Source organism: Ensifer soli (genome assembly GCF_041928815.1).
Taxonomy (GTDB): Bacteria; Pseudomonadota; Alphaproteobacteria; order Rhizobiales; family Rhizobiaceae; genus JBHFEI01.
In genome coordinates, this window is sequence record NZ_JBHFEI010000002.1 from 421,633 (window position 1) to 445,023 (window position 23,391).

Genomic DNA, 23,391 nt, shown 5'->3' on the forward strand with positions numbered 1-23,391 from the left:
TGACCCTGTCATACGACTGGACGAATGTGCCGCGGGTTTCAACGAGGAGAACGACATGGCCCTGGCACGAGGATATGCGGCGACGGATGCGACCAAGCCGCTGACCCCCTTCACCTTCGAGCGACGCGAGCCGAATGCGGACGACGTCGTCATCAGCATCAAGTATTCCGGCATCTGCCATTCCGACATCCACCAGGCGCGCAACGAGTGGAAGAACTCGAACTACCCGATGGTGCCCGGCCATGAGATCGCCGGCATCGTCACGGCTGTCGGCGCGGACGTGACGAAGTTCAAGGTCGGCGACCATGTCGGCGTCGGCTGCTTCGTCGATTCCTGCGTCGGCTGCGCCACGCGCGATCCCGACATCGAGCAGTACCTGACGGACGACATCGTCTACACCTACAACCATTTCGAGGCGGACCGCGTGACGCCGACCTATGGCGGCTATTCCGACCATATCGTCGTCAAGGAAGGCTATGTCCTGTCCATTCCGGAAAACCTGCCGCTCGACGCCGCCGCGCCGTTGCTGTGCGCCGGCGTCACGCTCTATTCGCCGCTGACCCACTGGAAGGCCGGCCCCGGCAAGAAGGTGGCGATCGTCGGCATGGGCGGCCTCGGCCATATGGGCGTGAAGCTCGGTGCGGCCCTCGGTGCCGAGATCACCGTGCTCAGCCAGACGCTGTCGAAGAAGGAAGACGGGCTGAAGCTCGGTGCGACGCATTACTACGCGACCAACGATCCGAAGACCTTCGAGACGCTGCGCGGTTCCTTCGACCTGATCATTTCGACCGTCGGTTCGAGCATGGACCTCAACCAGTACCTCAACCTGCTGAAGGTCGACGGCTCGATGGTGCTGGTCGGCCTGCCGGAGCATCCCGCCCCGATCGCCGCCTTCTCGCTCGTCGCCGGCCGCCGCAGCCTTTCCGGCTCCAGCATCGGCTCGATCAAGGAGACGCAGGAGATGCTCGACTTCTGCGGCAAGCACGACATCGTCGCCGAGATCGAGCTGATCTCGGCCGCCGATATCAACGATGCCTATGAGCGTGTGCTGAAGAGCGACGTGCGCTACCGCTTCGTCATCGACATCGCGACGCTGGCCGCCGAGTGAGCGCAGCGTGATCAACGTCCGGGTGCCGCTGGACGGTGCCCGGACGGTCGTTCAGAGCAGCGGCAACGGGCCGTCGTTCTTGATCTCTTCCATCACCGCATAGGTGCGGGTTTCCTTGACCCCCGGCAGGTTCCACAGCACCTGGCCGAGGAAGGCGCGATAGGCGGCCATGTCCTCGAAGCGCGTCTTGACCAGATAGTCGAAGCCGCCGGCGACCATGTGGCATTCGAGCACCGAGGGCGCGCGGCGCACGGCGGCGGCGAACCGGTCGAAGACGTCCGGCGTCGTCTTGTCCAGCATCACCTCGATGAAGACCAGCAGCCCGAAGCCGAGCCGGTGCGGATCGAGCCGCGCGCCGAAGCCGCTGACATAGCCCTCCTTCAGCAGGCGGCGCAGCCGTTCGCTCGTCGCTGTCGGCGACAGGCCGATCCGCGCCGCCAGATCCTGGTTGGTGATGCGGCCGTCGCCCTGCAGGATGGAGAGGATCATCCGGTCGATCTTGTCGATGGCCTGCATCGGACGGCTCTCAGGCCGCAAGCCGCATTTCCGCGAGCCTGACCCAGTAGGAGATGCCGTGCGGGATCGCCTCGTCGTTGAAGTCGTAGTTCGGATTGTGCAGGCCGGCGCTGTCGCCGTTGCCGATGAAGACGAAGGCGCCGGGGCGCGACAGCAGCATGTAGGAGAAATCCTCGCCGCCCATCATCGGTTCGATCGCCGGGTCGACGGCCGCCTCGCCGGCGATCGCCCGCGCGGCGTCCGCTGCATGGGCGGCTTCTGCGGCATGGTTGACCGTCACCGGGTAGTTGCGGACGTAACGCACCTCGGCGCCCGCGCCATAGGCGCCGGCAATGTTCGTGGCGATGTCGCGGATGCGGCTCTCGGCCAGCGCCCGCAGCTCCGTCTTCAGCGTCCGGACCGTGCCGGCGAGCACCGCCTGTTCCGGAATGACATTGTGGGCGAAGCCGGCGTTGAACTTCGTCACCGAGACGACGATGGACGACAGCGGATCGACGGTGCGCGCGGCGATCGTCTGCAGGTTCGTCACCACCTGCGCGCCGATCATGATCGGGTCGATCGTGCGGTGCGGCTGGGCGGCATGGCCGCCGCGCCCCTTGATGGTCACGGAGAACTCGTCGGTCGAGGCCATGATCGGGCCGGAGCGGGTGCCGAAGCTGCCGACCGGCATGCCGGGCATGTTGTGCATGCCGTAGACCTCGGCGATGGAGAAGCGTTCCATCATGCCGTCCTTCACCATCTCGTTGCCGCCGCCGCCGCCTTCCTCTGCCGGCTGGAAGATGACAGCCACGCTGCCGGCGAAGTTGCGGGTCTCGGCAAGATGCTTCGCCGCGCCGAGCAGCATGGCCGTGTGGCCGTCATGGCCGCAGGCGTGCATCTTGCCGGGAACGGTCGAGGCCCAGGCCTTGCCTGTCGTTTCCGTCATCGGCAGCGCGTCCATGTCGGCGCGAAGCCCGATGGTGCGGCCGGCGCCCCGGCTGCCGCGGATGATGCCGACGACGCCGGTGCGGCCGATGCCGGTCACGATCTCGTCAACCCCGAATTCCGTCAGTTTCGCCGCGACGAAAGCCGCGGTATCCTCGACGGCGAACAGCAGTTCGGGCCGGGTGTGCAGGTGCCGGCGCCACTCGGCGACTTCGCTCTGGAGTTCGGCGGCGCGGTTCAAGATCGGCATGTCTCAGGTCCTGTGTTCGGCGCAAGGATGCGGCGGCATGGCGATCAGATATCGTCTTTGCCATTCCCCTGCCATATAGGCTAAATAGCTGCGGGCGACGAGGCAAGCGACGGAATGCGAGGACGAACAGAGTGATGACAGGCATTTTCGGCGCCGGCCGCGCCCGGCGCGGCGGCATGGTCGGTTTGGGGCTCGCGCTGGTCATGGCGATCGTGCCGGCCGCGTCGGCCAATCCGCGTCTGGTCGTGGACGTCAGCAGCCTGCGGGTCTACGAGCACCAGGACATGTTCCAGCGCTGGTATCCGGCCTCGCTGACCAAGCTGATGACCGCCTATGTCGCCTTTCGCGCCGTCAAGGCCGGCCAGGTGACGATGGAAACGCCGGTGGTGATCAGCAGGCACGCCGCCGCCGAGCCGCCGAGCAAGATGTTCTACAAGCCCGGCCAGGCGCTGACCCTCGACAGCGCCCTGAAGATCCTGCTCGTCAAGTCGGCCAACGATGTCGCCGTCGCCATCGGCGAGACGATCGGCGGCACCGAGGCGGGCTTCGTCGGCATGATGAACAGCGAGGCCGCCCGCATCGGCATGGTCTCCTCGCATTTCGTCAATCCGAACGGCCTGCCGGGACCCGGCCAGTATACGACCGCGCGCGATCTCGCCGTGCTCGCCATCACGCTGAAGCGCGAGTTTCCCGAATATGCGAATTTCTTCGCGCTCGAAGGGTTCACCACCGGCAAGAAGGCCTATTCGAACTACAACATGCTGATCGGCCGCTTCGACGGCGCGGACGGAATGAAGACCGGCTTCATCTGCGCCTCCGGCTTCAACCAGGTGTCCTCCGCCACCCGCAATGGCCGCAGCGTCGTCTCGGTCGTGCTCGGCGAGCAGAGCCTCGGCGCGCGCGCAGACGAATCGGCGCGGCTGCTGCAGCTCGGCCTGACCACATCGGGCGCCGACAAGCCGGGCCTCGGCAAGATCGCCCCCTATGGCGAGAGCCGCGACGTCGTCGCCGATATCAGCAAGGAGATCTGCAATCCCAAGGCGGCCAAGGTGCGCAGCGAGGGCCGCGACGAGGCCGGCCGCCAGAAGCTTCTGTCTCCCTATATCCACGAACTCGACCGGCCCCTGCGCCTCGTCTTCGCCGGGCTGATCCCCGGTCGCGACACGCCGGAAGCGCCGGAAGGCAAGGGCGGCGGGCAGGGAGACCTCGCCTCCGTGCCGATCCCCGTGCCGCGTCCGTTGCGCTGAGCTGATCCATGACCCCCTCCTTCGCATCCGTGCCGGTGTCGATCCTCACCGGCTTCCTCGGCGCCGGCAAGACGACGCTGCTCAACCATGTCCTGCGCGATGAGGCGCTTGCCGATACGGCGGTGATCATCAACGAGTTCGGCGACGTGTCGATCGATCATCTCCTCGTCGAAACCTCCGGCGACGGCGTGATCGAACTGTCCGACGGCTGCCTTTGCTGCACCGTGCGCGGCGAACTGGTCGACACGCTGGCCGACCTGATGGACCGGATGCAGACGGGACGCATCCGCCCGCTGAGACGGGTGATCATCGAGACGACCGGCCTCGCCGATCCGGGGCCGGTGATGCAGTCGGTCATCGGCAACCCGGTCCTGTCGCAGAACTATCGCCTCGACGGCATCGTTACCGTCGTCGATGCCGTGAACGGCGTCGCGACGCTCAAGGCGCATGAGGAGGCGGTACGGCAGGTCGCCGTCGCCGATCTCATCGTTCTGAGCAAGCAGACCCTCGCCCATGCCGACGAAAGGGACGGCGTTCTCGCACGCATCGCCGCGATCAATCCGCGCGTGCGCATCGTCGACGGCGATGCGGAGGAGGCGCGCAAGGCCGGCCTCTTCGACTGCGGCCTGCTCGATCCGGCCGGCCGCGGCGCCGATATCGCCCGCTGGCTGGGCACCGGTCATGCGCATGACCACGAGCACGAACACGATGCCCATTGCGGTCACGATCACCACGCTCATCACCATCACCATCACGGGGCCGATCTGCGCAGCTTCAGCATCGTCCACGACACGCCGATCGATCCGCTGGCGCTGCGCATGTTCGTCGATCTGCTGCGCTCGGCCCATGGCGAGAGCATCCTGCGGATGAAGGCGGTCGCCTGCATTGCCGGCAGCGAGGGGCGGCCGCTGGTGCTGCATGGCGTGCAGAGCGTCTTTCATCCGCCGGAGCGTCTGGCGGCCTGGCCTGACCCCGAGGACCGACGGACGCGCATGGTGCTGATCACGAAGAACCTGCCGGAGACCTTCGTCCGCGACCTGTTCGACGCCTTTACCGGCCGCCCCTCGATCGACCGGCCGGACGCGGCGGCGCTTGCCGACAATCCGCTCGCGATCCCCGGCATGCGGATCGGTGTGTAAGTCGTCTCTGACGTAAACCGTCCCTTGCCGGAGAAACGAGGTCTCAAGCCTTGCGGATCAGGAACCTGTATCCGCCATTGTCCAGCCGTTCCGCGTGTTCGAGACGGTGGCCGTCCTCGCGGCAGAAATGGGGAATGTCGATGCCGGCGAGCGGATCGGTGGTCTCGATGCTGAGGGTCTGGCCGCTCTTCAATGTGCGCAGGTGCTTACGGGTGCGCAGCACCGGAAGCGGACACTTCAGCCCGCGAAGGTCGAGATGCGGCACGGCGTCCCGCTCCGTCGGGCTCGAAGGCGCCGGTGGCTGCATCAGTCCGCCCAGATCTTCCAGAACGGCTTCTTCTTCGCCGGCTCGGCCGGTGTCGCCTCGACGCCCGCCTGCGGGCTTGCGGCCGGAACGGGGGCCGAGGCCGCAGCGCTCGTCTCCTGCTGCGGTTTCGTCTGCCCCTGCCTTGCCTGTGCCTGCCCTGCCGGCGCGGTCCTGGCGCCTTCGGCCGCTGCCGAGGGCGGCGCGACGGCGACGATGCCGTCCGCGGTCGCAGAGGCCGCTTCGGGCGGTGTCTGGCGCGCCGTCTTGGCGCCGAACATGCTCCAGAACGAGCCCGCCTTCGGCTTCGCCTCGACGGCGGCCTCCTCGACGGCCGGGCGGGGCAGGGGATTGTCCCTCGGCACCGGCAAGGGCCGGCCGGCGCGTGTCGCCTTCTCGATCTCGGCGTTCTGGAAGGCGGCGGACTTGCGCCCCTCCTCGGCCTCGCGCTGGGCCGCCAGCCGCTTCTCCAGGTCTTCGACCTTCATCAGCTTGCCGGCGTCGAGTGCGTTGGCGGTCGGCGCATAGGCAAGCTCGCGCCCCTTGCGGGCATCGCGCATCAGCGCCTTGCGGTCGGCCTCGCTCGGCTCGTACCAGACGAGGCCGTCGAGCTTCTTCACCGCCTTCTCGAAATTGGCGTCGTAGGTCTTCTGGTAGGCGGCGAGCGCCCCTTGCAATGCCGGCGGCGTCGTCATCGCCGGGCACTGGCCGGACGGATTGAACGTGCCCTTCGCCTCGACGTTGAAGACGTATTTCTTCTCGCAGATGTTGACCTCGGGCGGACGCTTGGTCAGCTCGAACTGGTCATAGCCTTCCTTGAGGTTCTTCCAGAATTCGAAATTCGGATTGTCGCGATGGCGCGCCATGTTTTCCGCCGTCATGCGGAAGGGCAGGGCCTGCAGCTGGATGCTCTGCTGCCCGCCCTTGTAGGCGTCGCGGGCGAAGGCGAAGATTTCGAGCATCTGCTCGTCGGTCATCGAATAGCAGCCGGAGGACGAGCAGGCGCCATGGATCATCAGGTTCGTGCCGTTGCGCCGGTTGGCGCGGTCGAACATGTTGGGGTAGCCGGTGTTGATCGCGAGGTAGTAGCTGGAGTTGGGGTTCATCTGCTGCGGCCGCAGCGGATAGAAGCCTTCCGGCGCCTGCCGGTCGCCTTCCTTCACCTTGGGCCCGAGCTTGCCCGACCAGGCGCAGATCTTGTAGTGGCGGATCCGCTGGAAACGGTTGGACGTATCCGCCTTCCAGATCTCCAGCGCGCCTTCCTCCTTCAGGATGCGGATCATGATCGGCGAATTCTGCTCGATGCCGCGCCCGCGAAGCTCGGCGACGATCGCCGGCGACAGCGGATGCTGCGTCTTGTTCGACACCGTCTTGATGTCGACATTGGTCTTGCTGAACTCGTCCAGCGTCTCGTTGGTGCAGCCGGCGAGCAGCGCGGCCATCGAAGCGAGGATTACGGCATGTCCTATGCGCATCAGCGAAAGCCCAGTTAACGAGAATGCCCCCCGGCCGGACGGTCCCCCGTGAACCCCGGCCGTCCTTCATCTCCCGGCGGCGCCGGGCCGTCCATCCTGAACGCCCGGGCTTGCTCCGGGCATGCGACGACGCGACTGTCGCTCAAAGCGCAGGAATATGGCCAAGGTTTGGCCACTCTCCCATTGGTCGCGTCCCGCGTCCACAGATTGCGATGACCTCTGTCTCAGAGATTGCGGCCGATCGACAGGTATTTCTGCCGGCGGTCGCTGCGCAGCTGGTCGCCGCTGCGCGGCGCGAGCTCGGCGAGCGCGTCCGAAATCACCGTGCCGGTGCGCTCGATGACGGCGGCGGCGTCGCGGTGGGCGCCGCCCGGCGGCTCGGCGATGATGCCGTCGATGACGCCGAGCGTCCTTAGATCCTCCGCCGTGATCTTCATGTTGCTCGCCGCCTCGCGCGCCCGCGTCGAATCGCGCCAGAGGATCGAGGCCGCGCCCTCGGGCGAGATCACGCTGTAGATCGCGTGTTCGAGCATAAAGACGCGGTTGCCGGTCGCGATCGCGATCGCTCCTCCCGAACCGCCCTCGCCGATGACGACGGAGACGATCGGCACGCGGACGCTGAGGCACATTTCCGTCGAGCGCGCGATCGCCTCCGCCTGGCCGCGTTCCTCGGCGCCGATGCCGGGATAGGCGCCGGCGGTGTCGATCAGGGTGACGAGCGGCAGGCCGAAGCGGTCGGCCATTTCCATCATGCGGATCGCCTTGCGATAGCCTTCCGGCCGGGCGCTGCCGAAATTGTGCTTGATGCGCGATTTCGTGTCGTTGCCCTTTTCCTGGCCGATCACGGCGACGGGCTCGCCGCGGAACCGGGCGAAGCCTGCCTGGATCGCCTCGTCATTGGCGAACTTGCGGTCGCCGGCGAGCGGCGTGAACTCGGTGAAGAGCCGGGCGGCGTAGTCGTTGAAATGCGGTCGCTGCGGATGGCGGGCGACCTGCGTCTTCTGCCACGGATTGAGCTTGGAATAGATCTCGACCATCGCTTCGCGCGCGCGGGCCTCCAGGCGATCGACCTCCTCGCGCGTGTCGATGCTCTCGTCTTCCGTCGCGATTTTCTTGAGCTCATGGATCTTGCCTTCAAGATCCGCGATCGGCTTTTCGAAATCGAGATAATTGTGCATGAGATCCGTTTCCGATCGTTTGCGCCAACTTCACGGCAGGGCCGTCCGGCAGTGTCAGGGCTGCTAATCCAGTTTTTTCGCCTGTTTGGCAAGAGGGTGATGGTCCTGCACCAGCCGGTGGAGCCGCTCCTCCAGCACATGGGTGTAGATTTGCGTCGTGGAAATGTCCGAATGGCCGAGCAGTTCCTGCACGGCGCGAAGGTCCGCGCCGTTCTCGAGGAGATGGCTGGCAAAGGCATGCCTCAGCACATGCGGCGAGATGCTGTCGGCGGAAATCCCGGCGCGCGCGGCGAGCGATTTCAGCTCGCGGGCAAAGACCTGGCGGGACAGATGGCCCTCCGCGCCCTCGACCGGAAACAGCCAGCGCGGATCCTCGGCAAGACCCCGCGCCGCCTGTTCGTCGCTGAGGCTCGCGCCATAGGCGCGCATGGCGGCGATCGCGGCGCGCGACAGCGGCACCAGCCGCTCCTTGGCGCCCTTGCCGCGGATCACGAGGAAGCGACCGTCGCGGGCAAGGACCGAAAAAGGCAGCGACACGAGTTCGCTGACGCGCATGCCTGTCGCGTAGAGAAGCTCGACGAGGGCGTGGAGCCGCAGCCGTGCGTGCCGGCCGGGCCCGGCTTGCGCGGCCTCCGTCTCGGCGCGGGCGATCAGGCGGGTCACCTTCTCGACGCTCAGCGTCTTCGGCAGCGGGCGCGCCTTCTTCGGTGCGTCGACCGTGCCGGTCGGGTCGTCGGCGCGAAGGCCTTCCGAATAGAGAAAGCGGAAGAACTGCCTCAGCGCCGAAAGGCGCCGGGCCTGCGAGGAGGCCTTGAAGCCCTCCTCCGCCAGATGGGCGAGATAGGCGGCGACATCGGCGGCGTCCGCCTGGACGAGCGCCGCCTTGCGCCCCGCCATGAAGGAGGCGGCGTCCTGAAGGTCGCGCGCATAGGAGGAAAGCGTGTTCTCGGCCGCGCCGCGTTCCGCGCTCATCATCTCGAGGAAGGATTCGATCGCCAGCCCGCTTCGCCCGCTCATGGCGCCAGCCGCTCTTTCGGCACGCTGATGGTGATCTCGCGTTGCGGCGGCGTCACGAGCGTCGCCAGCGCGACGATCGCCGCCAGACCGAGCGTGGCCGCCACGGCGAGGAACAGGATGTAGCGGGTCAGCGTCGGCATCGGGGACTCCTTGTGACGGATCATATGTAGACGGGCGCGCGGTCAGCGCAAGAAGCGGGAATTCGGCGGGGCCGCGTCTTGACGCCCCATTTCCTTTTGCCGATACCGGGGGAAACAGGGGCGGGAAGCGTGATGGATGAACAGGTCGGGGAGGTGTCCGTGCCGCTGGCGCAGCGCGCGCGCGCGGCGCTCGGCAGGCGCAATCTGGTGTTCATCGGCCTGATGGGTGCCGGAAAATCGGCGGTCGGGCGGCTGACCGCCGCGGCGCTCGGCCTGCCCTTCGTCGATTCCGACACGGAGATCGAGCGCGTCTCGCGCATGACGATCAACGAGCTTTTCGCGGCTTACGGCGAGGCGGAATTCCGCGCGCTCGAGACGCGGGTGATCAAGCGGCTCTTGCGCGGGGGGCCGAGGGTCGTCTCGACCGGCGGCGGTGCCTTCATCAACGACAACACGCGCAAGCAGATCCTGAAAGGCGGCCTGACGCTGTGGCTGAAGGCCGATCTCGACCTCCTCTGGGAGCGCGTCTCCAAGCGCGACAACCGGCCGCTGCTGAAGACGGAGAACCCGAAGCAGACACTCGAGACCCTGATGAACACGCGCTATCCGGTCTATGCCGAGGCACAGGTGACGGTCGTCTCGCGCGACGTGAAGAAGGAAGCGATGGTGGAGGAGGTTCTCGCCGCCATCGTCGATCATTACGGGAAGGCCGAATCATGACCACCTCTCCTGCCGCAGCCGAGCGCCGCGTCCGCGTCGATCTCGGCGACCGTTCCTACGACATCCTCATCGGTCCCGGGCTCATCGGCGCGGCGGGGCGCGAGATCGCGGCCCGGCTGAAAGGACGCAGGGTCGCGATCGTGACGGACGAGCAGGTCGGTCCGCTCTACCTTCCGGCGCTCGAGGCGAGCCTTGCCGCCAGCGGCATCGCCTCCGTCGCGGTGACGCTTCCGGCGGGGGAGAAGACGAAGAGTTTCGACCAGCTGATTCCGGTCTGCGACGCCGTCCTCGGCGCCAGGATCGAGCGCAACGACGCGGTGATCGCGCTCGGCGGCGGCGTCGTCGGCGACCTGACCGGCTTTGCCGCCGGCATCGTCCGGCGCGGCTCGCGCTTCATCCAGGTGCCGACCTCGCTGCTGGCGCAGGTCGATTCCTCCGTCGGCGGCAAGACCGGCATCAATTCGCGCCACGGCAAGAACCTGATCGGCGTCTTCCACCAGCCCGACGTGGTGCTCGCCGACACCGACGTGCTCGACACGCTGAGCCCGCGCGAGTTTCGCGCCGGCTACGCGGAAGTGGCGAAATACGGCCTGATCGACATGCCGGACTTCTTCGCCTGGCTCGAGGCGAACTGGCGCGACGTGTTTGCCGGCGGCCCCGCCCGCATCGAGGCGGTGGCGGCAAGCTGCGCCGCCAAGGCCCGCGTCGTCGCCGCCGACGAGCGCGAGACCGGGCTTCGCGCGCTCCTCAACCTCGGCCATACCTTCGGCCATGCGCTGGAGGCGGCGACCGCCTATGACGGCGCCCGTCTCGTCCATGGCGAGGGCGTCGCGATCGGCATGGTGCTGGCGCACCGCTTCTCGGCGCGGATGAACCTCGCAAGCCATGACGCGGCCGCCCGGGTCGAGGCGCATCTTTCCGAGGTCGGCCTGCCCACCCGCGTGTCGCAGATCCCGGGGGGGCTTCCGCCGGCAGAGGTGCTGATGGAGGCGATCGCCCAAGACAAGAAGGTCAAGGGCGGCAGGCTGACCTTCATCCTGACCAGGGGCATCGGCCAGTCCTTCGTCGCCGACGACGTGCCCGCCTCGGAAGTGCTGTCCTTCCTGACCGACGTCCTGGCGGGGTAGGTTCCGCCTCGCCGGCAAGGGCCGTCGCCTACCAGCGGCGCGGCTCGCCCGGCGCCACAGGCTCGACGGCGAGCGCATGCAGCCCCGCGTCGAATTCCGCCTCCAGCAGGTCGTTGACGGCGCGGTGGCGGGCGATGCGGCTCATGCCGGAAAAGGCCTCCGCCTCGATGCGCACGCGCATGTGGGTTTCGCCGGTTCCGTCGTAATGCGGCTGGTGTCCCGCATGCAGATGGCTTTCGTTGATGACGGCAAGCGCGGAGGGACGCAGGGCGTCCCGAAGCCGCGCCTCGATGCGGCCGTGCATCGTGCCTTCCAATGCGGTCGGATCGCCCATTTCGGCTCCTTCGGAGATGCGCGGATGCCGGCATCCTGCGGCTTGGAAAATAGCTTCACAAAGCCTGCAACAATCCGATTTGTCAATTCTTGTGATGGTCCCTCAGAGACCCCATAATGTCGGCCATGAAACTCGATTCAAAATACTTCGACGGCATCCGGACGCGCCGGCGGGCCGCGCGGCCGGCCGAGCCCGTGGCGCCCACCTGCCAGTGGGACGGCTGCGAGCGCAAGGCCGACCATCGCGCCCCCGTCGGCCGCCATGCCGAGGGGCAGTACTTCATGTTCTGCTTCGAGCATGTGAAGGACTACAACAAGGGCTACAACTATTTTTCCGGCCTCTCCGACAGCGAGATCGCGCGCTACCAGAAGGAGGCGATCACCGGCCATCGCCCGACCTGGACCGTCGGCGTCAACAAGGACGCCAAGAACGGGCCGGCGCAGGCACAGGCGCGTTCCGGCACCGCCGGCGCCCATGCGCGGTTGCGCGATCCGTTCGGCTTCGTCGAGCAGCAGGCCCGCGCCAGCGAGGCACCGCGCCAGCGCAAGCTGAAGACGCTCGAGGCCAAGGCCTTCGAGACGCTCAATCTCGCCGCCAGTGCCACCGCCGCCGACATCAAGGCCGCCTACAAGGACCTGGTGAAGAAGCATCACCCCGACGCCAATGGCGGCGATCGCGCCTCCGAGGACCGTTTTCGTGCGGTCATCCAGGCTTATCAATTGTTAAAGCAGGCTGGCTTCTGCTAGGAAGCGTGACGCAGCCTTAGGTGCGACACCGATTGATTTGTCGGGACATGCGGCCGCGTGTTCCCGCTGGAGCCATGATGAGCAAGGTAGACCTCGATATTTCCAACCTGCCGGACACGACCGTCTCCGTCAGGGATGTTTTCGGCATCGATTCCGACATCCGCGTTCCCGCCTATTCGAAGGGCGACGCCTATGTGCCGGACCTCGATCCGGACTATCTCTTCGACCGCGAGACGACGCTGGCGATCCTGGCGGGCTTCGCCCACAACCGTCGCGTCATGGTGTCGGGCTATCACGGCACCGGTAAGTCGACCCATATCGAGCAGGTCGCCGCCCGCCTCAACTGGCCCTGCGTCCGCATCAACCTCGACAGCCATGTCAGCCGCATCGATCTCGTCGGCAAGGATGCGATCGTCGTCAAGGACGGGCTGCAGGTCACCGAGTTCAAGGACGGCATCCTGCCCTGGGCCTATCAGCACAATGTCGCGCTCGTCTTCGACGAGTATGACGCCGGCCGCCCGGACGTGATGTTCGTCATCCAGCGCGTGCTGGAATCCTCCGGCCGACTGACGCTGCTCGACCAGAGCCGCGTCATCCGGCCGCACCCGGCCTTCCGCCTGTTCGCCACCGCCAACACGGTGGGCTTGGGCGACACGACCGGCCTCTACCACGGCACGCAGCAGATCAACCAGGCGCAGATGGACCGCTGGTCGATCGTCACGACGCTCAACTACCTCCCGCATGACAACGAGGTCGACATCGTCGCCGCCAAGGTCAAGGGCTTCACCGCGAAGCGCGGCCGCGACACCGTGTCGAAGATGGTGCGCGTCGCCGATCTCACCCGTGCGGCCTTCGTCAACGGCGACCTCTCGACGGTGATGAGCCCGCGCACGGTGATCACCTGGGCGGAAAACGCCCATATCTTCGGCGACATCGCCTTTGCCTTCCGTGTCACCTTCCTCAACAAGTGCGACGAGCTGGAGCGGGCGCTGGTCGCCGAGCACTACCAGCGCGCCTTCGGCGTCGAGCTGAAGGAAAGTGCCGCCAACATGGTTCTGGAAGCGACGGCGTAACTCTCATGGCGGGCAAGGGCGACAATTCGCGGGCGAAACCCTCGGGCACGGTCGATGCCGAGCCGTTCCGCCGGGCGCTGACCGGCTGCATCCGCTCGATCGCCGGCGACGGCGAGGTCGAGGTCGTCTTCGCCAACGAGCGGCCGGGCATGTCGGGCGAGCGCATCCGCCTCCCCGAACTGTCGCGCCGGCCGACGGCGCGCGAGCTTTCCGTCACCCGCGGCCTCGGCGACAGCATGGCGATGCGCAAGGCCTGCCACGACGCCCGCATCCATGCGGTGATGGCGCCGGCGGGACAGGATGCGCGCGCCATCTTCGACGCGGTCGAGCAGGCCCGCGTCGAGGCGATCGGCGCGCTGCAGATGGAGGGCATGGGCGACAACATCGCCGCCATGCTCGACGAGAAGTACGCCAAGGCCAATTTCTCGACGATCGAGCGGCAGGGCGACGCGCCGCTGGAGGAGGCGCTGGCGCTGATCGTGCGCCAGGCGCTGACCGGCCGCACGCCGCCGGACTCGGCCGGCAAGGTTGCCGACCTCTGGCGCGGCTTCGTCGACGAGAAGGCGACCGCCGACCTCGCCAACCTGCCCGGCGCGCTCTACGACCAGCAGGCCTTCGCCCGCGTCGTGCGCGACATGCTGACCTCGATGGAGATGGCGGAGAAATACGGCGACGACGACACCGAGCCGGAGGAGTCGGAGACGACCTCCGACGAGGAGCAGCCGCGCAGCCAGGAGGAGGAGCAGAGCGCCAGCGAGGAGGATGCCGGCCAGGATGCCTCGCCCGCCGAGGAGAACGAGTCTGCCGAGGAGCAGATGGACGACGGCGAGATGGACGGCGCCGAGATCTCCGACGACGACCTTCAGGACGAGGGCGACGAGGACAGCGAGACGCCCGGCGAGGTCAAGCGGCCGAACAATCCCTTCTCCGACTTCAACGAGAAGGTCGACTATGCCGTCTTCACCGAGGAGTTCGACGAGACGGTGTCGGCCATCGACCTCTGCGACGAGGCGGAGCTCGAGCGGCTGCGCGCCTTCCTCGACAAGCAGCTCGCCCATCTGCAGGGTGCGGTCGGACGGCTGGCGAACCGGCTGCAGCGCCGGCTGATGGCGCAGCAGAACCGATCCTGGGAGTTCGACCTCGAGGAGGGCTATCTCGATCCCGCCCGCCTGCCGCGCCTGATCATCGATCCGATGCAGCCGCTCTCCTTCAAGCGCGAGCGCGACACCAATTTCCGCGACACGGTGGTGACGCTGCTGATCGACAATTCCGGCTCGATGCGCGGGCGGCCGATCACGGTCGCAGCCTCCTGTGCCGACATCCTCGCCCGCACGCTGGAGCGCTGCGGCGTCAAGGCGGAGATCCTCGGCTTCACCACCAAGGCGTGGAAGGGCGGCCAGTCGCGCGAGAAATGGCTGGCGAGCGGCAAGCCGCAGGCGCCGGGGCGCCTCAACGACCTGCGCCACATCATCTACAAGGCGGCCGACGAGCCATGGCGCCGGGCGCGCCGCAATCTCGGCCTGATGATGCGCGAGGGCTTGCTCAAGGAGAACATCGACGGCGAGGCGCTGATCTGGGCGCACAACCGCCTGCTGGCGCGGCCGGAACAGCGGCGCATCCTGATGATGATCTCGGACGGCGCGCCGGTCGACGATTCGACACTGTCGGTCAATGCGGGCAATTACCTGGAGCGGCACCTGCGTGCCGTCATCGAGCAGATCGAGACGCGCTCGCCGGTGGAACTGCTGGCGATCGGCATCGGCCACGACGTGACGCGCTACTATCGCCGTGCCGTGACCATTGTAGACGCCGACGAGCTTGCCGGCGCGATGACGGAGCAACTCGCCTCGCTCTTCGACGACGAAACGACGAGCCGCCGCGCGCGGGTTTCCCGGCGCAGCGCATGAGGCGGGGTCGCGCCCGGTGGCTTGCCGCCGCGCTTCTGCTCGCCATGCTGCCTGGTCCCGCGGCGGCCGAGACCGTCCCGGTGCGCGCCAGCGTCATCAGCGCCTTCAAGTACGGTTCGACCGAGACCGTGTTCGGCGCGCTCGAATTTCTCAGCGGCATCGAGCTGACCTCGACCAACGCCCTGCTTGGGGCGATGTCCTCGATCCGCTTCAGGCCGGACGGCGTCCATTTCATCGCCGTCCTCGACACGGGGCACTTTGCCGAAGGCGCCGTCACGCGCGACGCGGAGGGACGGCTTGCCGGCGTCGGCGATCTGACGGTCACCTCGATGAAGGACCGGCAGGGGCATGACGAGCAGGTCAAGTGGAAGATGGATGCCGAGGGGCTGGCACTCCGCCCCGGCGAGGTCCTCGTCAGCTATGAACGCGACGATCGCATCGACATCTATCCCGATCCGGGCTTCACCGCCTCCGGGCCCGTCGGCGGCCTGCCGATCCTCATTCCCGAAGGCGCGCTCAACGGCAATCGCGGGCTGGAGACGCTGGCGGTCTCGCCGGCAGACAGCCCGTTGCGTGGCGGCGCGGTCACGGTCGCCGAACTGAGCTATGACGCGAAGGGCAACCTGCTCGCCGCCATCCTCGACGGTCCGCGCAAGGGGCTTTTCGCCGTGCGGGAGATCAAGCCCTTCGCCGTCACTGACGGTGCCTTCCTGCCGGACGGCGACCTGCTGCTGCTCGAACGCCGCTTCAGCTTCGCAGAAGGCGTCGGCATGCAGATCCGCCGCATCCCCGCCGACAGCCTCCGGCCCGGTGCGGTCGTCGACGGCGAGGTGCTGATCAACGTCGACATGAGCCACCAGATCGACAACATGGAAGGCATGGACGTCGTCGCCGGTCCCGACGGCGAGACCCGCATCATCCTCGTCTCCGACGACAACCACTCGATCCTGCAGCGGACCCTGATGCTGGAGTTCCGGCTGAAGCGATAGCGTTCAGCCCCTGGCGGCGACGCCCGGCATCGGCTTCAGCACGCTCATCAGCGCGCCGTAGGGCAGAAGCATGACGAGGCCGGTGAGGATCTTCACCGTCAGGTCGCCGAGCGCCCAGGAGATCCAGCGCGGCGCTTCCGCCGCAAACAGGCCGAGGAGTGGCGCCCATTCGATGGCGAAAGGCTCGTTCGGGCCGAGCGCGACGAAGACCGGTGCGAAGGCGAGCGAGAAGAACAGCGCGGTGTCGATGAGCGAGCCGATGAGCGAGCCGACGAGGGGTGCTTTCCACCAGCTCTGCCGGCGCAACCGGTTGAAGACGGAGATGTCGAGCAGCTGCCCGACCAGGAAAGCGGTGCCGGAGGCGATCGCGATGCGCGGCGTCGCGAGATAGATCGACAGCAGCACGGCGACGGCGAAGCCGACGACGACGACGCGGCGGGCGATCGCAGGGCCGAACTGGCGGTTGGTCAGGTCCGTGACGAGGAAAGCGAAGGGATAGCTGAAGGCGCCGAAGGTCAAAAGGTCGCCGAGCGCCAGGCCGGCGATGCTTCCCGGAAGCGGATACTGCACGAGGACGTTCGATGCGACGACGACGAGCGTCATCAGCGCGGAGTAGATCAGGAATGCGCGGGTCATATGCATTTTTTTATCCTGGGTGATGCCACCAGTTGGAGGGACGACGAAACAAAACTCACGGAAAAAGGCCTGAGGCGTCCGCCGCCCAGGCCTTCGGGAACCCGTTTGCCGGAGGGATCCGGATCAGGCGGCTTCGGCCACCTTCTTGACGATCTGGCGGCGCAGCAGGCGGGCGCGCATCGACAGCTCGCCCTCGGCGGCCTTGATCAGGAAGGCGTCGAGGCCGCCGCGATGCTCGACCGAGCGGAGCGCCGCAGCCGAAACGCGCAGGCGAAAACGCTGGCCGAGCGCGTCGGAGATCAGCGTGACGCTGCAGAGATTCGGCAGGTAACGACGCTTGGTCTTGTTGTTGGCATGGCTCACATTGTTGCCGACCTGGACGCCCTTGCCGGTCAGTTCGCAAGTACGGGACATGATAGCACCTATTCTCTATTCGGCGGCGGGAAATGCGTGATCGGGCCTGAAAGCCCGGGCCGCGATCCCTCTGGCCATGATTGGAAAAGTTGCGGTTCTATAGTGAGCCATGGCCTGTGCGTCAAGCCAAACCTGCGTTCGCGGGCAAATCCCTTGATATCGTGGCGGGATTTTCACAGGCTTTCCCGCGAAACCTCTGTCGCCCGCGCGGCGCCTGGCGTAGAATCGCCTCAAACGGCCGCTATGGCCGCCTTCACGATGTGCCGCATGACGCCGCACGAGGAACGACATGACGTTGACGCCCCGCCTTTCCCTTTCCGCCGCGCTTGCGGCCGTGTGTCTCGCCGCCGCGCCCGTCCGGGCCGCAGAGGTCGAGCACCTGACCGACTATGCCATCGCGCTTGCCGGCCTGCCGGTCGCCAAGGCCTCGTTCCACACGGCGCTGAGCGATGACCGCTACACGATCTCCGGCACGCTCCGCTCGGCCGGGCTCGGCGAGCTCTTCAGCAAGACCTCGGGCGAGACGCGTGTGTCCGGCACCGTCTCGCGTGACCGGCTGCGGGCCGGGGAATACTCGATGTCCTACAAGAGCGGGAAGCGTTCCCGGCTGATCGATGTCAGCTTCCGCAACGGCAATGTCGTCTCGGCGACGCTGTCGCCGATGCGCAAGCGCAACCCGAAGAACTGGGTGCCGGTGTCGAAGGCCGACATGCGCAACGTGCTCGATCCCCTGTCCGGGCTCGTCTTTCCGGCCACCGCCAGGGTCTGCCCGAAGACGCTGCCGATCTTCGACGGCGAGTCGCGCCTCGACCTCAAACTCTCCGCCAAGGGGACGAAGCCGTTCAAGACCGAGGGGTTCGACGGCGAGGCGATCGTCTGCGGCGTCCAGTTCGTGCCGAAATCCGGCTATCGCAAGGGCCGCAAGGACGTCGAATACCTCCGCAAGCTCTCGACGATCGAGATCTGGTTTGCCAAGGCGGACGCCGTGAATGTATATGCTCCGGTCTATGCGCGGATTCCGACCGGCTACGGCCCGGTCACCGTCTCGGCCACGCGGTTCGGCGGCTGAGACGGCCGTTTCAGTCAAAGGACAGGGCATGCGGGTGAAGGCGACGCTGATCGGATGTTCGGCGATCCTGATGTGGTCGCTGCTGGCGCTCTTCACCGCAGGTTCCGGCACCATGCCGCCGTTCCAGCTTTCGGCGGTCGCCTTCCTGATCGGCAGCCTGCCCGGCCTTGCGGTGCTCGCGGCAAGGCCCGGGCGCATCGCCCTGCTGAAACAGCCGCCGAAGGTCTGGATCACCGGGATCGCCGGGCTTTTCGGCTATCATTTCCTCTACTTCACGGCCCTGCGCAACGCGCCGGCGGTGGAGGCGGGGCTGATCGCCTATCTCTGGCCGCTCTTCATCGTCGTCGGCTCGGCGCTGCTGCCGGGCGAGCGGCTCCGGCTCCATCACGTTCTGGGCGCGCTCGCCGGGCTCGCCGGCATGGTGCTGATCGTCGCCCGCAACGGCTTTGCCTTCGACGGCGCCTATGCGCTCGGCTATGGCGCGGCCTTTCTCTGCGCCTTCACCTGGTCGGGCTATTCGCTGCTGACCCGCCGCTTCGACGCGGTTTCGACCGATGTCGTCACCGGGTTCTGCCTGGCGACGTCGCTGCTGTCCTTCGTCTGCCACCTGCTTCTCGAAACGCCGGTCTGGCCGGAGACCGCCTTCCAGTGGACCTGCCTGATCGGCCTCGGCCTGTTACCGGTGGGGGCTGCCTTCTATGCCTGGGATCACGGCGTGAAGAACGGTGACATCCAGTTCCTCGGCGTCGCAAGCTACGCGGCGCCGGTGCTGTCGACGCTGATGCTCGTCCTGTTCGGCTTCGCCGAGCCGTCGATGCGCGTCCTGCTCGCCTGCCTGCTGGTCACCGGCGGCGCGGTGCTCGCGGCGAAGGACATGATCTTCCGCAAGGCGCCGCCCGCCGTCGCCGGCAGCGCCTGATCATGTGAGCGGCGTTCCCGGGGACCAGCCCGGCGGCGCCATCTCGAAGGCGGCGAAATCGAAACCCGGCGCCACCGTGCAGCCGACCAGCGTAAAGGCGCCGGTCGTCTGCGCCGACTGCCAGCAGCCGGCCGGCACCACCCATTGCGGCCGCTCGCCCGTCAGCACGTCCGGGCCGAGCGCGATCCGTTCCTCTGCCAGTCCGTCCGCCGAAAGGCTGAGCGCCAGCGGCGCGCCCGCGTAGAAATGCCAGATCTCGGCGGCGTCGCGGACGCGATGCCAGTGCGAATGGTCGCCAGCCTCCAGCAGGTAGTAGATCGCCGTCTGGTGGCCGCGCGGGCTCCCCGCGGCATCCCGGAACGTCTCGACATACCAGCCGCCTTCCGGATGCGGCTGCATCGAAAGCGCGGCGATGATCGCGCGGGCCGACGGCGTTTCCGGTGCCGGCATCAGAAGTTGTCCTTGCGGCGGCGGATCTCGGCGAAGACCTCCGCGTCGCTCGCATCTTCCATTTCGAGAACGGCGCGGATGCCCGCGTCATGCGGCCGGAGAAACGGGTTGGTCTCTTTCTCGACGCCGATCGTCGTCGGCACGGTCATCCGGCCCTGCGCCCGCAGCGATTCGATCTCCTCGAAGCGGGCGAGGAGCGCCTCGTTGTCCGGATCGACGGTCACGGCGAAACGGGCGTTCGACAGCGTGTATTCATGGCCGAAATAGACCTCGGTGTCGTCCGGCAGCGCCATCAGCTTCTGCAGCGACACCCACATGTCCGAGGCCGGGCGCTCGAACAGCCGGCCGCAGCCGAGCGCGAACAGCGTGTCGGCGGCAAAGAGCAGTCCGTGCTCGGGAAAATGGTAGCAGATGTGGCCGGCGGTATGGCCCGGCGTCTCGATCACCTCGACGGCCTCGCCGGCGAACTCGAAACGGTCGCCGTCGCCGACCGGGTGGTCGAGGCCGGGGATCTTCGCCCGTTCGGCGACGGGGCCGTAGATCTGCGCGTGATAGCGCCGCTTCAGGGCGAGGTTCGCCTCCACATGGTCCGGGTGGTGGTGGGTGGTGAGGATATGGGTGAGGTCCCAGCGCTTCGCCGCGAGCGCTTCGAGGATCGGTGCCTCCTCCGGCGCGTCGATGCTGGCGGTGGCGCCGCTCGCCGGATGATGGACGAGCACGCCGAAATTGTCGGTGCGGCAGGTGAAGACGTGGACCTGGAAGACGCTCATCGGCGGGCTCCTTCGAACGGGACGGGACTGCGGATGGCCGGAATGTAGCCGAGCCTGCCTTGAAGTCCACCATGCCAGCGCCTACTCTCGGCAACGATGCACGCGGATATCGTCGACCTTCGGCAATTCTACCATTCCCGCCTCGGCCGTTTTGCCGAGCGGTCGATCACCATGGCGCTTTCCTCGCTCTGGGCGCGCATGCCGGAGGAGCGGCTGGTCGGGCTCGGCTATGCGGTTCCCTATCTCGAACGGTTCCGCGCCGACACCGAGCGCACCTTTGCCTTCATGCCGGCGGGGCAGGGGGCGGTGAACTGGCCGGTCGCCGACCTTTCCCTGACCGCGCTCGTCTTCGACGAGGAACTGCCGCTGCCCGACGCCTCGATCGACCGGGTGCTGATGGTGCATGCGCTGGAATTCGCCGAGAACCCGCGCGAGACGATGAAGGAGCTGTGGCGGGTGCTGGCGCCCGGCGGGCGTCTCGTCATCGTCGTACCGAACCGGCGCGGCGTCTGGGCGCGCATGGAGCATACGCCCTTCGGTTCCGGCCGGCCCTACTCGCGCGGGCAGCTGACGGCGCTGCTGCGCGAGACGAATTTCACGCCCGGCGCCTCCGCCGAGGCGCTGTTCTATCCGCCGTCGGACACCAAGACGGTGCTGAAGCTCAGCCGTGGCTTCGAGCGGATCGGGCGCTCGCTCTGGCCTGTCTTTTCCGGCGTCATCGTCGTCGAGGCGCAGAAGCGGCTCTATCAGGGGCTGCCGGTCGCAGCCCGCGCCTCGCGCCGCGTCTTCGTGCCGGTCATCGCGCCCTCCGGCGTGCCGACGACGCGGGTCTGACCTCGACAAGCGCGCCCGCCGGGGCTATGGGCAGGACACGCATTGCAACGCCCGCGAAAGCCGATCCCGATGAGCACAGACCTCGAAAGCCCCTCGCCGCGCGCCGGCATTCTCGACATCGCCGCCTATGTGCCGGGCAAGGAACACGCGCCGGGCGTGGCGAAGGTCTACAAGCTCTCCTCCAATGAGACGCCGCTCGGCGCCAGCCCGAAAGCGATCGAAGCGTTCGGGCGGGCGGCGGGCCAGCTGGAGCGCTATCCGGACGGTCAGGCGATCGAGCTGCGCGAGGCGATCGCCGCCGTGCACGGGCTGAACATCGCCAATATCCTCTGCGGCAACGGCTCGGACGAACTGCTCGGCCTGCTCTGCCATGTCTATCTCGGGCCCGGCGACGAGGCGATCATCACCGAACACGGCTTTCTCGTCTACCGCATCCAGATCATGGCGGCGGGGGCGGCGCCAGTGACGGTGCCCGAGACCGAGCACCGCGTCGATGTCGACGCGATCCTCGCAGCCGTCACGCCGAAGACGAAGATGGTCTTCATCGCCAATCCGGGCAATCCGACCGGGACCTATGTGCCGGTCGCCGAGATCCGCCGGCTGCAGGCCGCGCTGCCGAAATCCGTGCTGCTCGTTCTCGACGCCGCCTATGCCGAATATGTCCGGCGCAACGACTACGAGGCGGGGATCGAGCTCGTCTCGGCCAACCGCAACGTGGTGATGACCCGCACCTTCTCGAAGATCTACGGGCTCGCGGCGCTGCGCATTGGCTGGATCTACGCGCCGCCCGCGATCATCGACGCGCTGAACCGGGTGCGCGGACCGTTCAACATGAACGCGCCGGCGATCGCCGCCGGTGCCGCCGCGATCCGCGATCAGGCCTTCGCCGCCGACGCGGTGGAATACAACCTGCGCTGGCTCGGCCGCCTTACCGCGGAACTGGAGGCGATCGGCCTGACGGTCACGCCCTCCGTCGCCAATTTCGTGCTGATCCATTTCCCCGACGAGGACGGCAGGCGCGCGGCCGAGGCCGACGATTTCCTCACAGCGCGCGGCCTGATTCTCCGCGCCGTGCGCGGCTATGGCCTGCCGAACGCGCTGCGCCTGTCGATCGGCCCGGAAGAGGCCAATCTCGCCGTCGTCGCCGCGCTCGCCGAGTTCATGGGGCGTGGCTGATGGCCGCCCGCTTCGACCGCATCGCCCTCATCGGCATCGGCCTCATCGGCTCCTCGATCGCCCATGACATCCGCGCGGAGGGGCTCGCCGGCCACGTCGCGATCTCGACCCGCAGTGCCGGGACGCTGAAGCGGGCGGAGGAGCTCGGCCTCGGCGACAGCTATCATGCGTCGGCGGCCGAGGCCGTCCGGGACGCCGACCTCGTCGTCGTCTCGGTGCCGGTCGGCGCGTCCGGCGCGGTCGCGGCCGAGATCGCGCCGCATCTGAAGACGGGCGCGATCCTCACCGATGTCGGCTCGACCAAGGCGTCCGTCATCGCGCAGATGGCGCCGCACGTGCCGCCGGGCGTGCATTTCATCGCCGGCCACCCGATCGCCGGCACCGAGCATTCCGGCCCGGATGCCGGTTTTGCCGGCCTGTTTCGCGGCCGCTGGTGTATCCTGACGCCGCTGCCGGAGGCGGATCGCGACGCGGTCGCGCGGTTGCGTGCCTTCTGGGAGGCGCTCGGCTCGCGGGTCGACGAGATGGACCCGGCCCATCACGACAAGGTGCTCGCCATCGTCTCGCATCTGCCGCACATCATCGCCTACAACATCGTCGGCACGGCGGACGACCTAGAGACGGTGACGGAATCCGAGGTGATCAAGTATTCCGCCTCGGGCTTTCGCGACTTCACCCGTCTCGCGGCTTCCGACCCGACCATGTGGCGCGACGTCTGCCTGCACAACAAGGATGCGATCCTCGAAATGCTGGCGCGCTTCTCCGAGGATCTCGCCTATCTGCAGCGGGCGATCCGCTGGGGCGACGGCGAGAAGCTCTTCGACCTCTTCACCCGCACCCGCGCGATCCGGCGCTCGATCGTCGAGGCGGGGCAGGATACGGGGCTCCCGGATTTCGGCCGCCACGCCGGCGACGCGAAGGGCTGATCC

Annotated in this window: 26 protein-coding genes; 14 read left to right on the top strand and 12 right to left on the bottom strand. The window is 67.3% G+C overall.

Features of this window, described 5'->3' with window-relative positions; genetic code table 11:
* The first annotated feature begins 55 nt into the window (after window positions 1-55).
* Entirely contained in the window at window positions 56-1,108 is a 1,053-nt protein-coding gene (locus ACEVQ6_RS04620; protein WP_374887723.1) for an NAD(P)-dependent alcohol dehydrogenase, read from the top strand.
* A 51-nt stretch (window positions 1,109-1,159) separates the two neighbouring features.
* On the opposite strand, the gene ACEVQ6_RS04625 is transcribed toward ACEVQ6_RS04620, so the two are convergent.
* Both ACEVQ6_RS04625 and ACEVQ6_RS04630 read right to left on the bottom strand, forming a co-directional pair.
* Window positions 1,160-1,624: an Lrp/AsnC ligand binding domain-containing protein gene (locus ACEVQ6_RS04625; protein ID WP_374887724.1), complete on the bottom strand. Its 465-nt coding sequence runs from the start codon at window positions 1,622-1,624 to the stop codon at window positions 1,160-1,162.
* Window positions 1,625-1,634: 10 nt separating this feature from the next.
* Window positions 1,635-2,798: a M20 aminoacylase family protein gene (locus ACEVQ6_RS04630; protein WP_374887725.1), complete on the bottom strand. Its 1,164-nt coding sequence runs from the start codon at window positions 2,796-2,798 to the stop codon at window positions 1,635-1,637.
* 176 nt (window positions 2,799-2,974) lie between these two features.
* Between ACEVQ6_RS04630 and ACEVQ6_RS04635 the strand changes: the two genes are divergently transcribed.
* Both ACEVQ6_RS04635 and ACEVQ6_RS04640 read left to right on the top strand, forming a co-directional pair.
* Window positions 2,975-4,045, top strand: coding sequence for a D-alanyl-D-alanine carboxypeptidase family protein (locus tag ACEVQ6_RS04635; RefSeq protein WP_374887807.1), 1,071 nt, complete (start codon window positions 2,975-2,977; stop codon window positions 4,043-4,045).
* Between the two features lie 8 nt (window positions 4,046-4,053).
* Entirely contained in the window at window positions 4,054-5,184 is a 1,131-nt protein-coding gene (locus ACEVQ6_RS04640) for a CobW family GTP-binding protein (protein WP_374887726.1), read from the top strand.
* A 43-nt stretch (window positions 5,185-5,227) separates the two neighbouring features.
* On the opposite strand, the gene ACEVQ6_RS04645 is transcribed toward ACEVQ6_RS04640, so the two are convergent.
* From ACEVQ6_RS04645 to ACEVQ6_RS04665, 5 genes are all read right to left on the bottom strand, one after another.
* Complete coding sequence (locus ACEVQ6_RS04645) at window positions 5,228-5,491, bottom strand: sulfurtransferase TusA family protein (protein ID WP_374887727.1); 264 nt, start codon at window positions 5,489-5,491, stop codon at window positions 5,228-5,230.
* On the bottom strand, window positions 5,491-6,963 hold the full coding sequence (locus tag ACEVQ6_RS04650) for a L,D-transpeptidase family protein (RefSeq protein WP_374887728.1): 1,473 nt from the start codon (window positions 6,961-6,963) through the stop codon (window positions 5,491-5,493). Before ACEVQ6_RS04650 ends, ACEVQ6_RS04645 begins: the two co-directional genes overlap by 1 nt.
* 224 nt (window positions 6,964-7,187) lie before the next feature.
* The gene (locus ACEVQ6_RS04655; RefSeq protein ID WP_374887729.1) at window positions 7,188-8,141 is read right to left on the bottom strand and encodes an acetyl-CoA carboxylase carboxyltransferase subunit alpha; all 954 of its coding nucleotides are present in this window, start codon (window positions 8,139-8,141) and stop codon (window positions 7,188-7,190) included.
* A 63-nt stretch (window positions 8,142-8,204) separates the two neighbouring features.
* The gene (gene xerD, locus ACEVQ6_RS04660) at window positions 8,205-9,158 is read right to left on the bottom strand and encodes a site-specific tyrosine recombinase XerD (RefSeq protein WP_374887730.1); all 954 of its coding nucleotides are present in this window, start codon (window positions 9,156-9,158) and stop codon (window positions 8,205-8,207) included.
* Window positions 9,155-9,298, bottom strand: coding sequence for a hypothetical protein (locus tag ACEVQ6_RS04665; protein WP_374887731.1), 144 nt, complete (start codon window positions 9,296-9,298; stop codon window positions 9,155-9,157). Before ACEVQ6_RS04665 ends, xerD begins: the two co-directional genes overlap by 4 nt.
* A 132-nt stretch (window positions 9,299-9,430) precedes the next feature.
* On the opposite strand from ACEVQ6_RS04665, the gene ACEVQ6_RS04670 reads away from it, so the two are divergent.
* Both ACEVQ6_RS04670 and aroB read left to right on the top strand, forming a co-directional pair.
* Window positions 9,431-10,018, top strand: coding sequence for a shikimate kinase (locus ACEVQ6_RS04670; RefSeq protein WP_374887732.1), 588 nt, complete (start codon window positions 9,431-9,433; stop codon window positions 10,016-10,018).
* Window positions 10,015-11,145, top strand: a complete 1,131-nt coding sequence (gene aroB, locus ACEVQ6_RS04675) for a 3-dehydroquinate synthase (protein ID WP_374887733.1) — start codon at window positions 10,015-10,017, stop codon at window positions 11,143-11,145. The genes ACEVQ6_RS04670 and aroB overlap by 4 nt, the downstream gene beginning before the upstream one ends.
* Window positions 11,146-11,173: 28 nt before the next feature.
* Here aroB and ACEVQ6_RS04680 read toward each other — a convergent pair whose 3' ends face one another.
* Window positions 11,174-11,449, bottom strand: coding sequence for a BolA family protein (locus tag ACEVQ6_RS04680; RefSeq protein WP_374887808.1), 276 nt, complete (start codon window positions 11,447-11,449; stop codon window positions 11,174-11,176).
* A 146-nt stretch (window positions 11,450-11,595) separates the two neighbouring features.
* Between ACEVQ6_RS04680 and ACEVQ6_RS04685 the strand changes: the two genes are divergently transcribed.
* From ACEVQ6_RS04685 to ACEVQ6_RS04700, 4 genes are all read left to right on the top strand, one after another.
* Window positions 11,596-12,225: a J domain-containing protein gene (locus ACEVQ6_RS04685; RefSeq protein ID WP_374887734.1), complete on the top strand. Its 630-nt coding sequence runs from the start codon at window positions 11,596-11,598 to the stop codon at window positions 12,223-12,225.
* 77 nt (window positions 12,226-12,302) lie between these two features.
* Window positions 12,303-13,298 carry a cobaltochelatase subunit CobS gene (gene cobS, locus ACEVQ6_RS04690; protein WP_374887735.1) on the top strand — a complete coding sequence of 332 codons (996 nt, stop codon included), beginning with the start codon at window positions 12,303-12,305 and terminating at the stop codon, window positions 13,296-13,298.
* A 5-nt stretch (window positions 13,299-13,303) separates the two neighbouring features.
* Complete coding sequence (gene cobT / locus ACEVQ6_RS04695) at window positions 13,304-15,205, top strand: cobaltochelatase subunit CobT (RefSeq protein WP_374887736.1); 1,902 nt, start codon at window positions 13,304-13,306, stop codon at window positions 15,203-15,205.
* Window positions 15,206-15,249: 44 nt separating this feature from the next.
* A complete protein-coding gene (locus tag ACEVQ6_RS04700) occupies window positions 15,250-16,194 on the top strand; it encodes an esterase-like activity of phytase family protein (protein WP_374887809.1) in 945 nt (314 codons plus the stop codon).
* Between the two features lie 3 nt (window positions 16,195-16,197).
* Here the strand turns inward: ACEVQ6_RS04700 and ACEVQ6_RS04705 are convergent, their stop codons facing one another.
* Window positions 16,198-16,836 carry a queuosine precursor transporter gene (locus ACEVQ6_RS04705; RefSeq protein ID WP_374887737.1) on the bottom strand — a complete coding sequence of 213 codons (639 nt, stop codon included), beginning with the start codon at window positions 16,834-16,836 and terminating at the stop codon, window positions 16,198-16,200.
* A gap of 117 nt (window positions 16,837-16,953) precedes the next feature.
* Window positions 16,954-17,244, bottom strand: coding sequence for a 50S ribosomal protein L28 (gene rpmB / locus ACEVQ6_RS04710; protein ID WP_374887738.1), 291 nt, complete (start codon window positions 17,242-17,244; stop codon window positions 16,954-16,956).
* 289 nt (window positions 17,245-17,533) lie between these two features.
* Between rpmB and ACEVQ6_RS04715 the strand changes: the two genes are divergently transcribed.
* Both ACEVQ6_RS04715 and yddG read left to right on the top strand, forming a co-directional pair.
* Window positions 17,534-18,313: a DUF3108 domain-containing protein gene (locus tag ACEVQ6_RS04715; RefSeq protein WP_374887739.1), complete on the top strand. Its 780-nt coding sequence runs from the start codon at window positions 17,534-17,536 to the stop codon at window positions 18,311-18,313.
* 28 nt (window positions 18,314-18,341) lie between these two features.
* On the top strand, window positions 18,342-19,232 hold the full coding sequence (gene yddG, locus ACEVQ6_RS04720) for an aromatic amino acid exporter YddG (protein ID WP_374887740.1): 891 nt from the start codon (window positions 18,342-18,344) through the stop codon (window positions 19,230-19,232).
* On the opposite strand, the gene ACEVQ6_RS04725 is transcribed toward yddG, so the two are convergent.
* Window positions 19,233-19,682 (bottom strand): cupin domain-containing protein, encoded by a 450-nt coding sequence (locus ACEVQ6_RS04725; RefSeq protein ID WP_374887741.1) that lies wholly within the window; start codon window positions 19,680-19,682, stop codon window positions 19,233-19,235.
* Window positions 19,682-20,452 carry a hydroxyacylglutathione hydrolase gene (gene gloB / locus ACEVQ6_RS04730; protein ID WP_374887742.1) on the bottom strand — a complete coding sequence of 257 codons (771 nt, stop codon included), beginning with the start codon at window positions 20,450-20,452 and terminating at the stop codon, window positions 19,682-19,684. The genes ACEVQ6_RS04725 and gloB overlap by 1 nt, the downstream gene beginning before the upstream one ends.
* A 96-nt stretch (window positions 20,453-20,548) precedes the next feature.
* On the opposite strand from gloB, the gene ACEVQ6_RS04735 reads away from it, so the two are divergent.
* The 3 genes from ACEVQ6_RS04735 to ACEVQ6_RS04745 all read left to right on the top strand — a co-directional run bounded on the left by ACEVQ6_RS04735 (window position 20,549) and on the right by ACEVQ6_RS04745 (window position 23,388).
* Window positions 20,549-21,286 (top strand): class I SAM-dependent methyltransferase, encoded by a 738-nt coding sequence (locus ACEVQ6_RS04735; protein ID WP_374887743.1) that lies wholly within the window; start codon window positions 20,549-20,551, stop codon window positions 21,284-21,286.
* 69 nt (window positions 21,287-21,355) lie between these two features.
* The gene (gene hisC, locus ACEVQ6_RS04740; RefSeq protein ID WP_374887744.1) at window positions 21,356-22,462 is read left to right on the top strand and encodes a histidinol-phosphate transaminase; all 1,107 of its coding nucleotides are present in this window, start codon (window positions 21,356-21,358) and stop codon (window positions 22,460-22,462) included.
* Window positions 22,459-23,388: a prephenate/arogenate dehydrogenase family protein gene (locus ACEVQ6_RS04745; protein WP_374887810.1), complete on the top strand. Its 930-nt coding sequence runs from the start codon at window positions 22,459-22,461 to the stop codon at window positions 23,386-23,388. The genes hisC and ACEVQ6_RS04745 overlap by 4 nt, the downstream gene beginning before the upstream one ends.
* Window positions 23,389-23,391 lie beyond the last annotated feature (3 nt).

Bases quoted from the DNA above. Each gene is read 5' to 3' on its own strand.
- cobT (WP_374887736.1), top strand. From the start codon at position 13,304: ATGGCGGGCAAGGGCGACAATTCGCGGGCGAAACCCTCGGGCACGGTC.
- ACEVQ6_RS04670 (WP_374887732.1), top strand. From the start codon at position 9,431: ATGGATGAACAGGTCGGGGAGGTGTCCGTGCCGCTGGCGCAGCGCGCG.
- ACEVQ6_RS04650 (WP_374887728.1), bottom strand. From the start codon at position 6,963: ATGCGCATAGGACATGCCGTAATCCTCGCTTCGATGGCCGCGCTGCTC.
- ACEVQ6_RS04715 (WP_374887739.1), top strand. From the start codon at position 17,534: ATGACGTTGACGCCCCGCCTTTCCCTTTCCGCCGCGCTTGCGGCCGTG.
- ACEVQ6_RS04680 (WP_374887808.1), bottom strand. From the start codon at position 11,449: ATGCACGGCCGCATCGAGGCGCGGCTTCGGGACGCCCTGCGTCCCTCC.
- ACEVQ6_RS04625 (WP_374887724.1), bottom strand. From the start codon at position 1,624: ATGCAGGCCATCGACAAGATCGACCGGATGATCCTCTCCATCCTGCAG.
- cobS (WP_374887735.1), top strand. From the start codon at position 12,303: ATGAGCAAGGTAGACCTCGATATTTCCAACCTGCCGGACACGACCGTC.
- hisC (WP_374887744.1), top strand. From the start codon at position 21,356: ATGAGCACAGACCTCGAAAGCCCCTCGCCGCGCGCCGGCATTCTCGAC.
- ACEVQ6_RS04700 (WP_374887809.1), top strand. From the start codon at position 15,250: ATGCTGCCTGGTCCCGCGGCGGCCGAGACCGTCCCGGTGCGCGCCAGC.
- ACEVQ6_RS04665 (WP_374887731.1), bottom strand. From the start codon at position 9,298: ATGCCGACGCTGACCCGCTACATCCTGTTCCTCGCCGTGGCGGCCACG.
- ACEVQ6_RS04640 (WP_374887726.1), top strand. From the start codon at position 4,054: ATGACCCCCTCCTTCGCATCCGTGCCGGTGTCGATCCTCACCGGCTTC.
- ACEVQ6_RS04655 (WP_374887729.1), bottom strand. From the start codon at position 8,141: ATGCACAATTATCTCGATTTCGAAAAGCCGATCGCGGATCTTGAAGGC.
- ACEVQ6_RS04735 (WP_374887743.1), top strand. From the start codon at position 20,549: ATGCACGCGGATATCGTCGACCTTCGGCAATTCTACCATTCCCGCCTC.
- ACEVQ6_RS04685 (WP_374887734.1), top strand. From the start codon at position 11,596: ATGTCGGCCATGAAACTCGATTCAAAATACTTCGACGGCATCCGGACG.
- xerD (WP_374887730.1), bottom strand. From the start codon at position 9,158: ATGAGCGGGCGAAGCGGGCTGGCGATCGAATCCTTCCTCGAGATGATG.
- ACEVQ6_RS04725 (WP_374887741.1), bottom strand. From the start codon at position 19,682: ATGCCGGCACCGGAAACGCCGTCGGCCCGCGCGATCATCGCCGCGCTT.
- ACEVQ6_RS04635 (WP_374887807.1), top strand. From the start codon at position 2,975: ATGGTCGGTTTGGGGCTCGCGCTGGTCATGGCGATCGTGCCGGCCGCG.
- gloB (WP_374887742.1), bottom strand. From the start codon at position 20,452: ATGAGCGTCTTCCAGGTCCACGTCTTCACCTGCCGCACCGACAATTTC.
- ACEVQ6_RS04705 (WP_374887737.1), bottom strand. From the start codon at position 16,836: ATGCATATGACCCGCGCATTCCTGATCTACTCCGCGCTGATGACGCTC.
- rpmB (WP_374887738.1), bottom strand. From the start codon at position 17,244: ATGTCCCGTACTTGCGAACTGACCGGCAAGGGCGTCCAGGTCGGCAAC.
- aroB (WP_374887733.1), top strand. From the start codon at position 10,015: ATGACCACCTCTCCTGCCGCAGCCGAGCGCCGCGTCCGCGTCGATCTC.
- ACEVQ6_RS04630 (WP_374887725.1), bottom strand. From the start codon at position 2,798: ATGCCGATCTTGAACCGCGCCGCCGAACTCCAGAGCGAAGTCGCCGAG.
- ACEVQ6_RS04620 (WP_374887723.1), top strand. From the start codon at position 56: ATGGCCCTGGCACGAGGATATGCGGCGACGGATGCGACCAAGCCGCTG.
- ACEVQ6_RS04645 (WP_374887727.1), bottom strand. From the start codon at position 5,491: ATGCAGCCACCGGCGCCTTCGAGCCCGACGGAGCGGGACGCCGTGCCG.
- yddG (WP_374887740.1), top strand. From the start codon at position 18,342: ATGCGGGTGAAGGCGACGCTGATCGGATGTTCGGCGATCCTGATGTGG.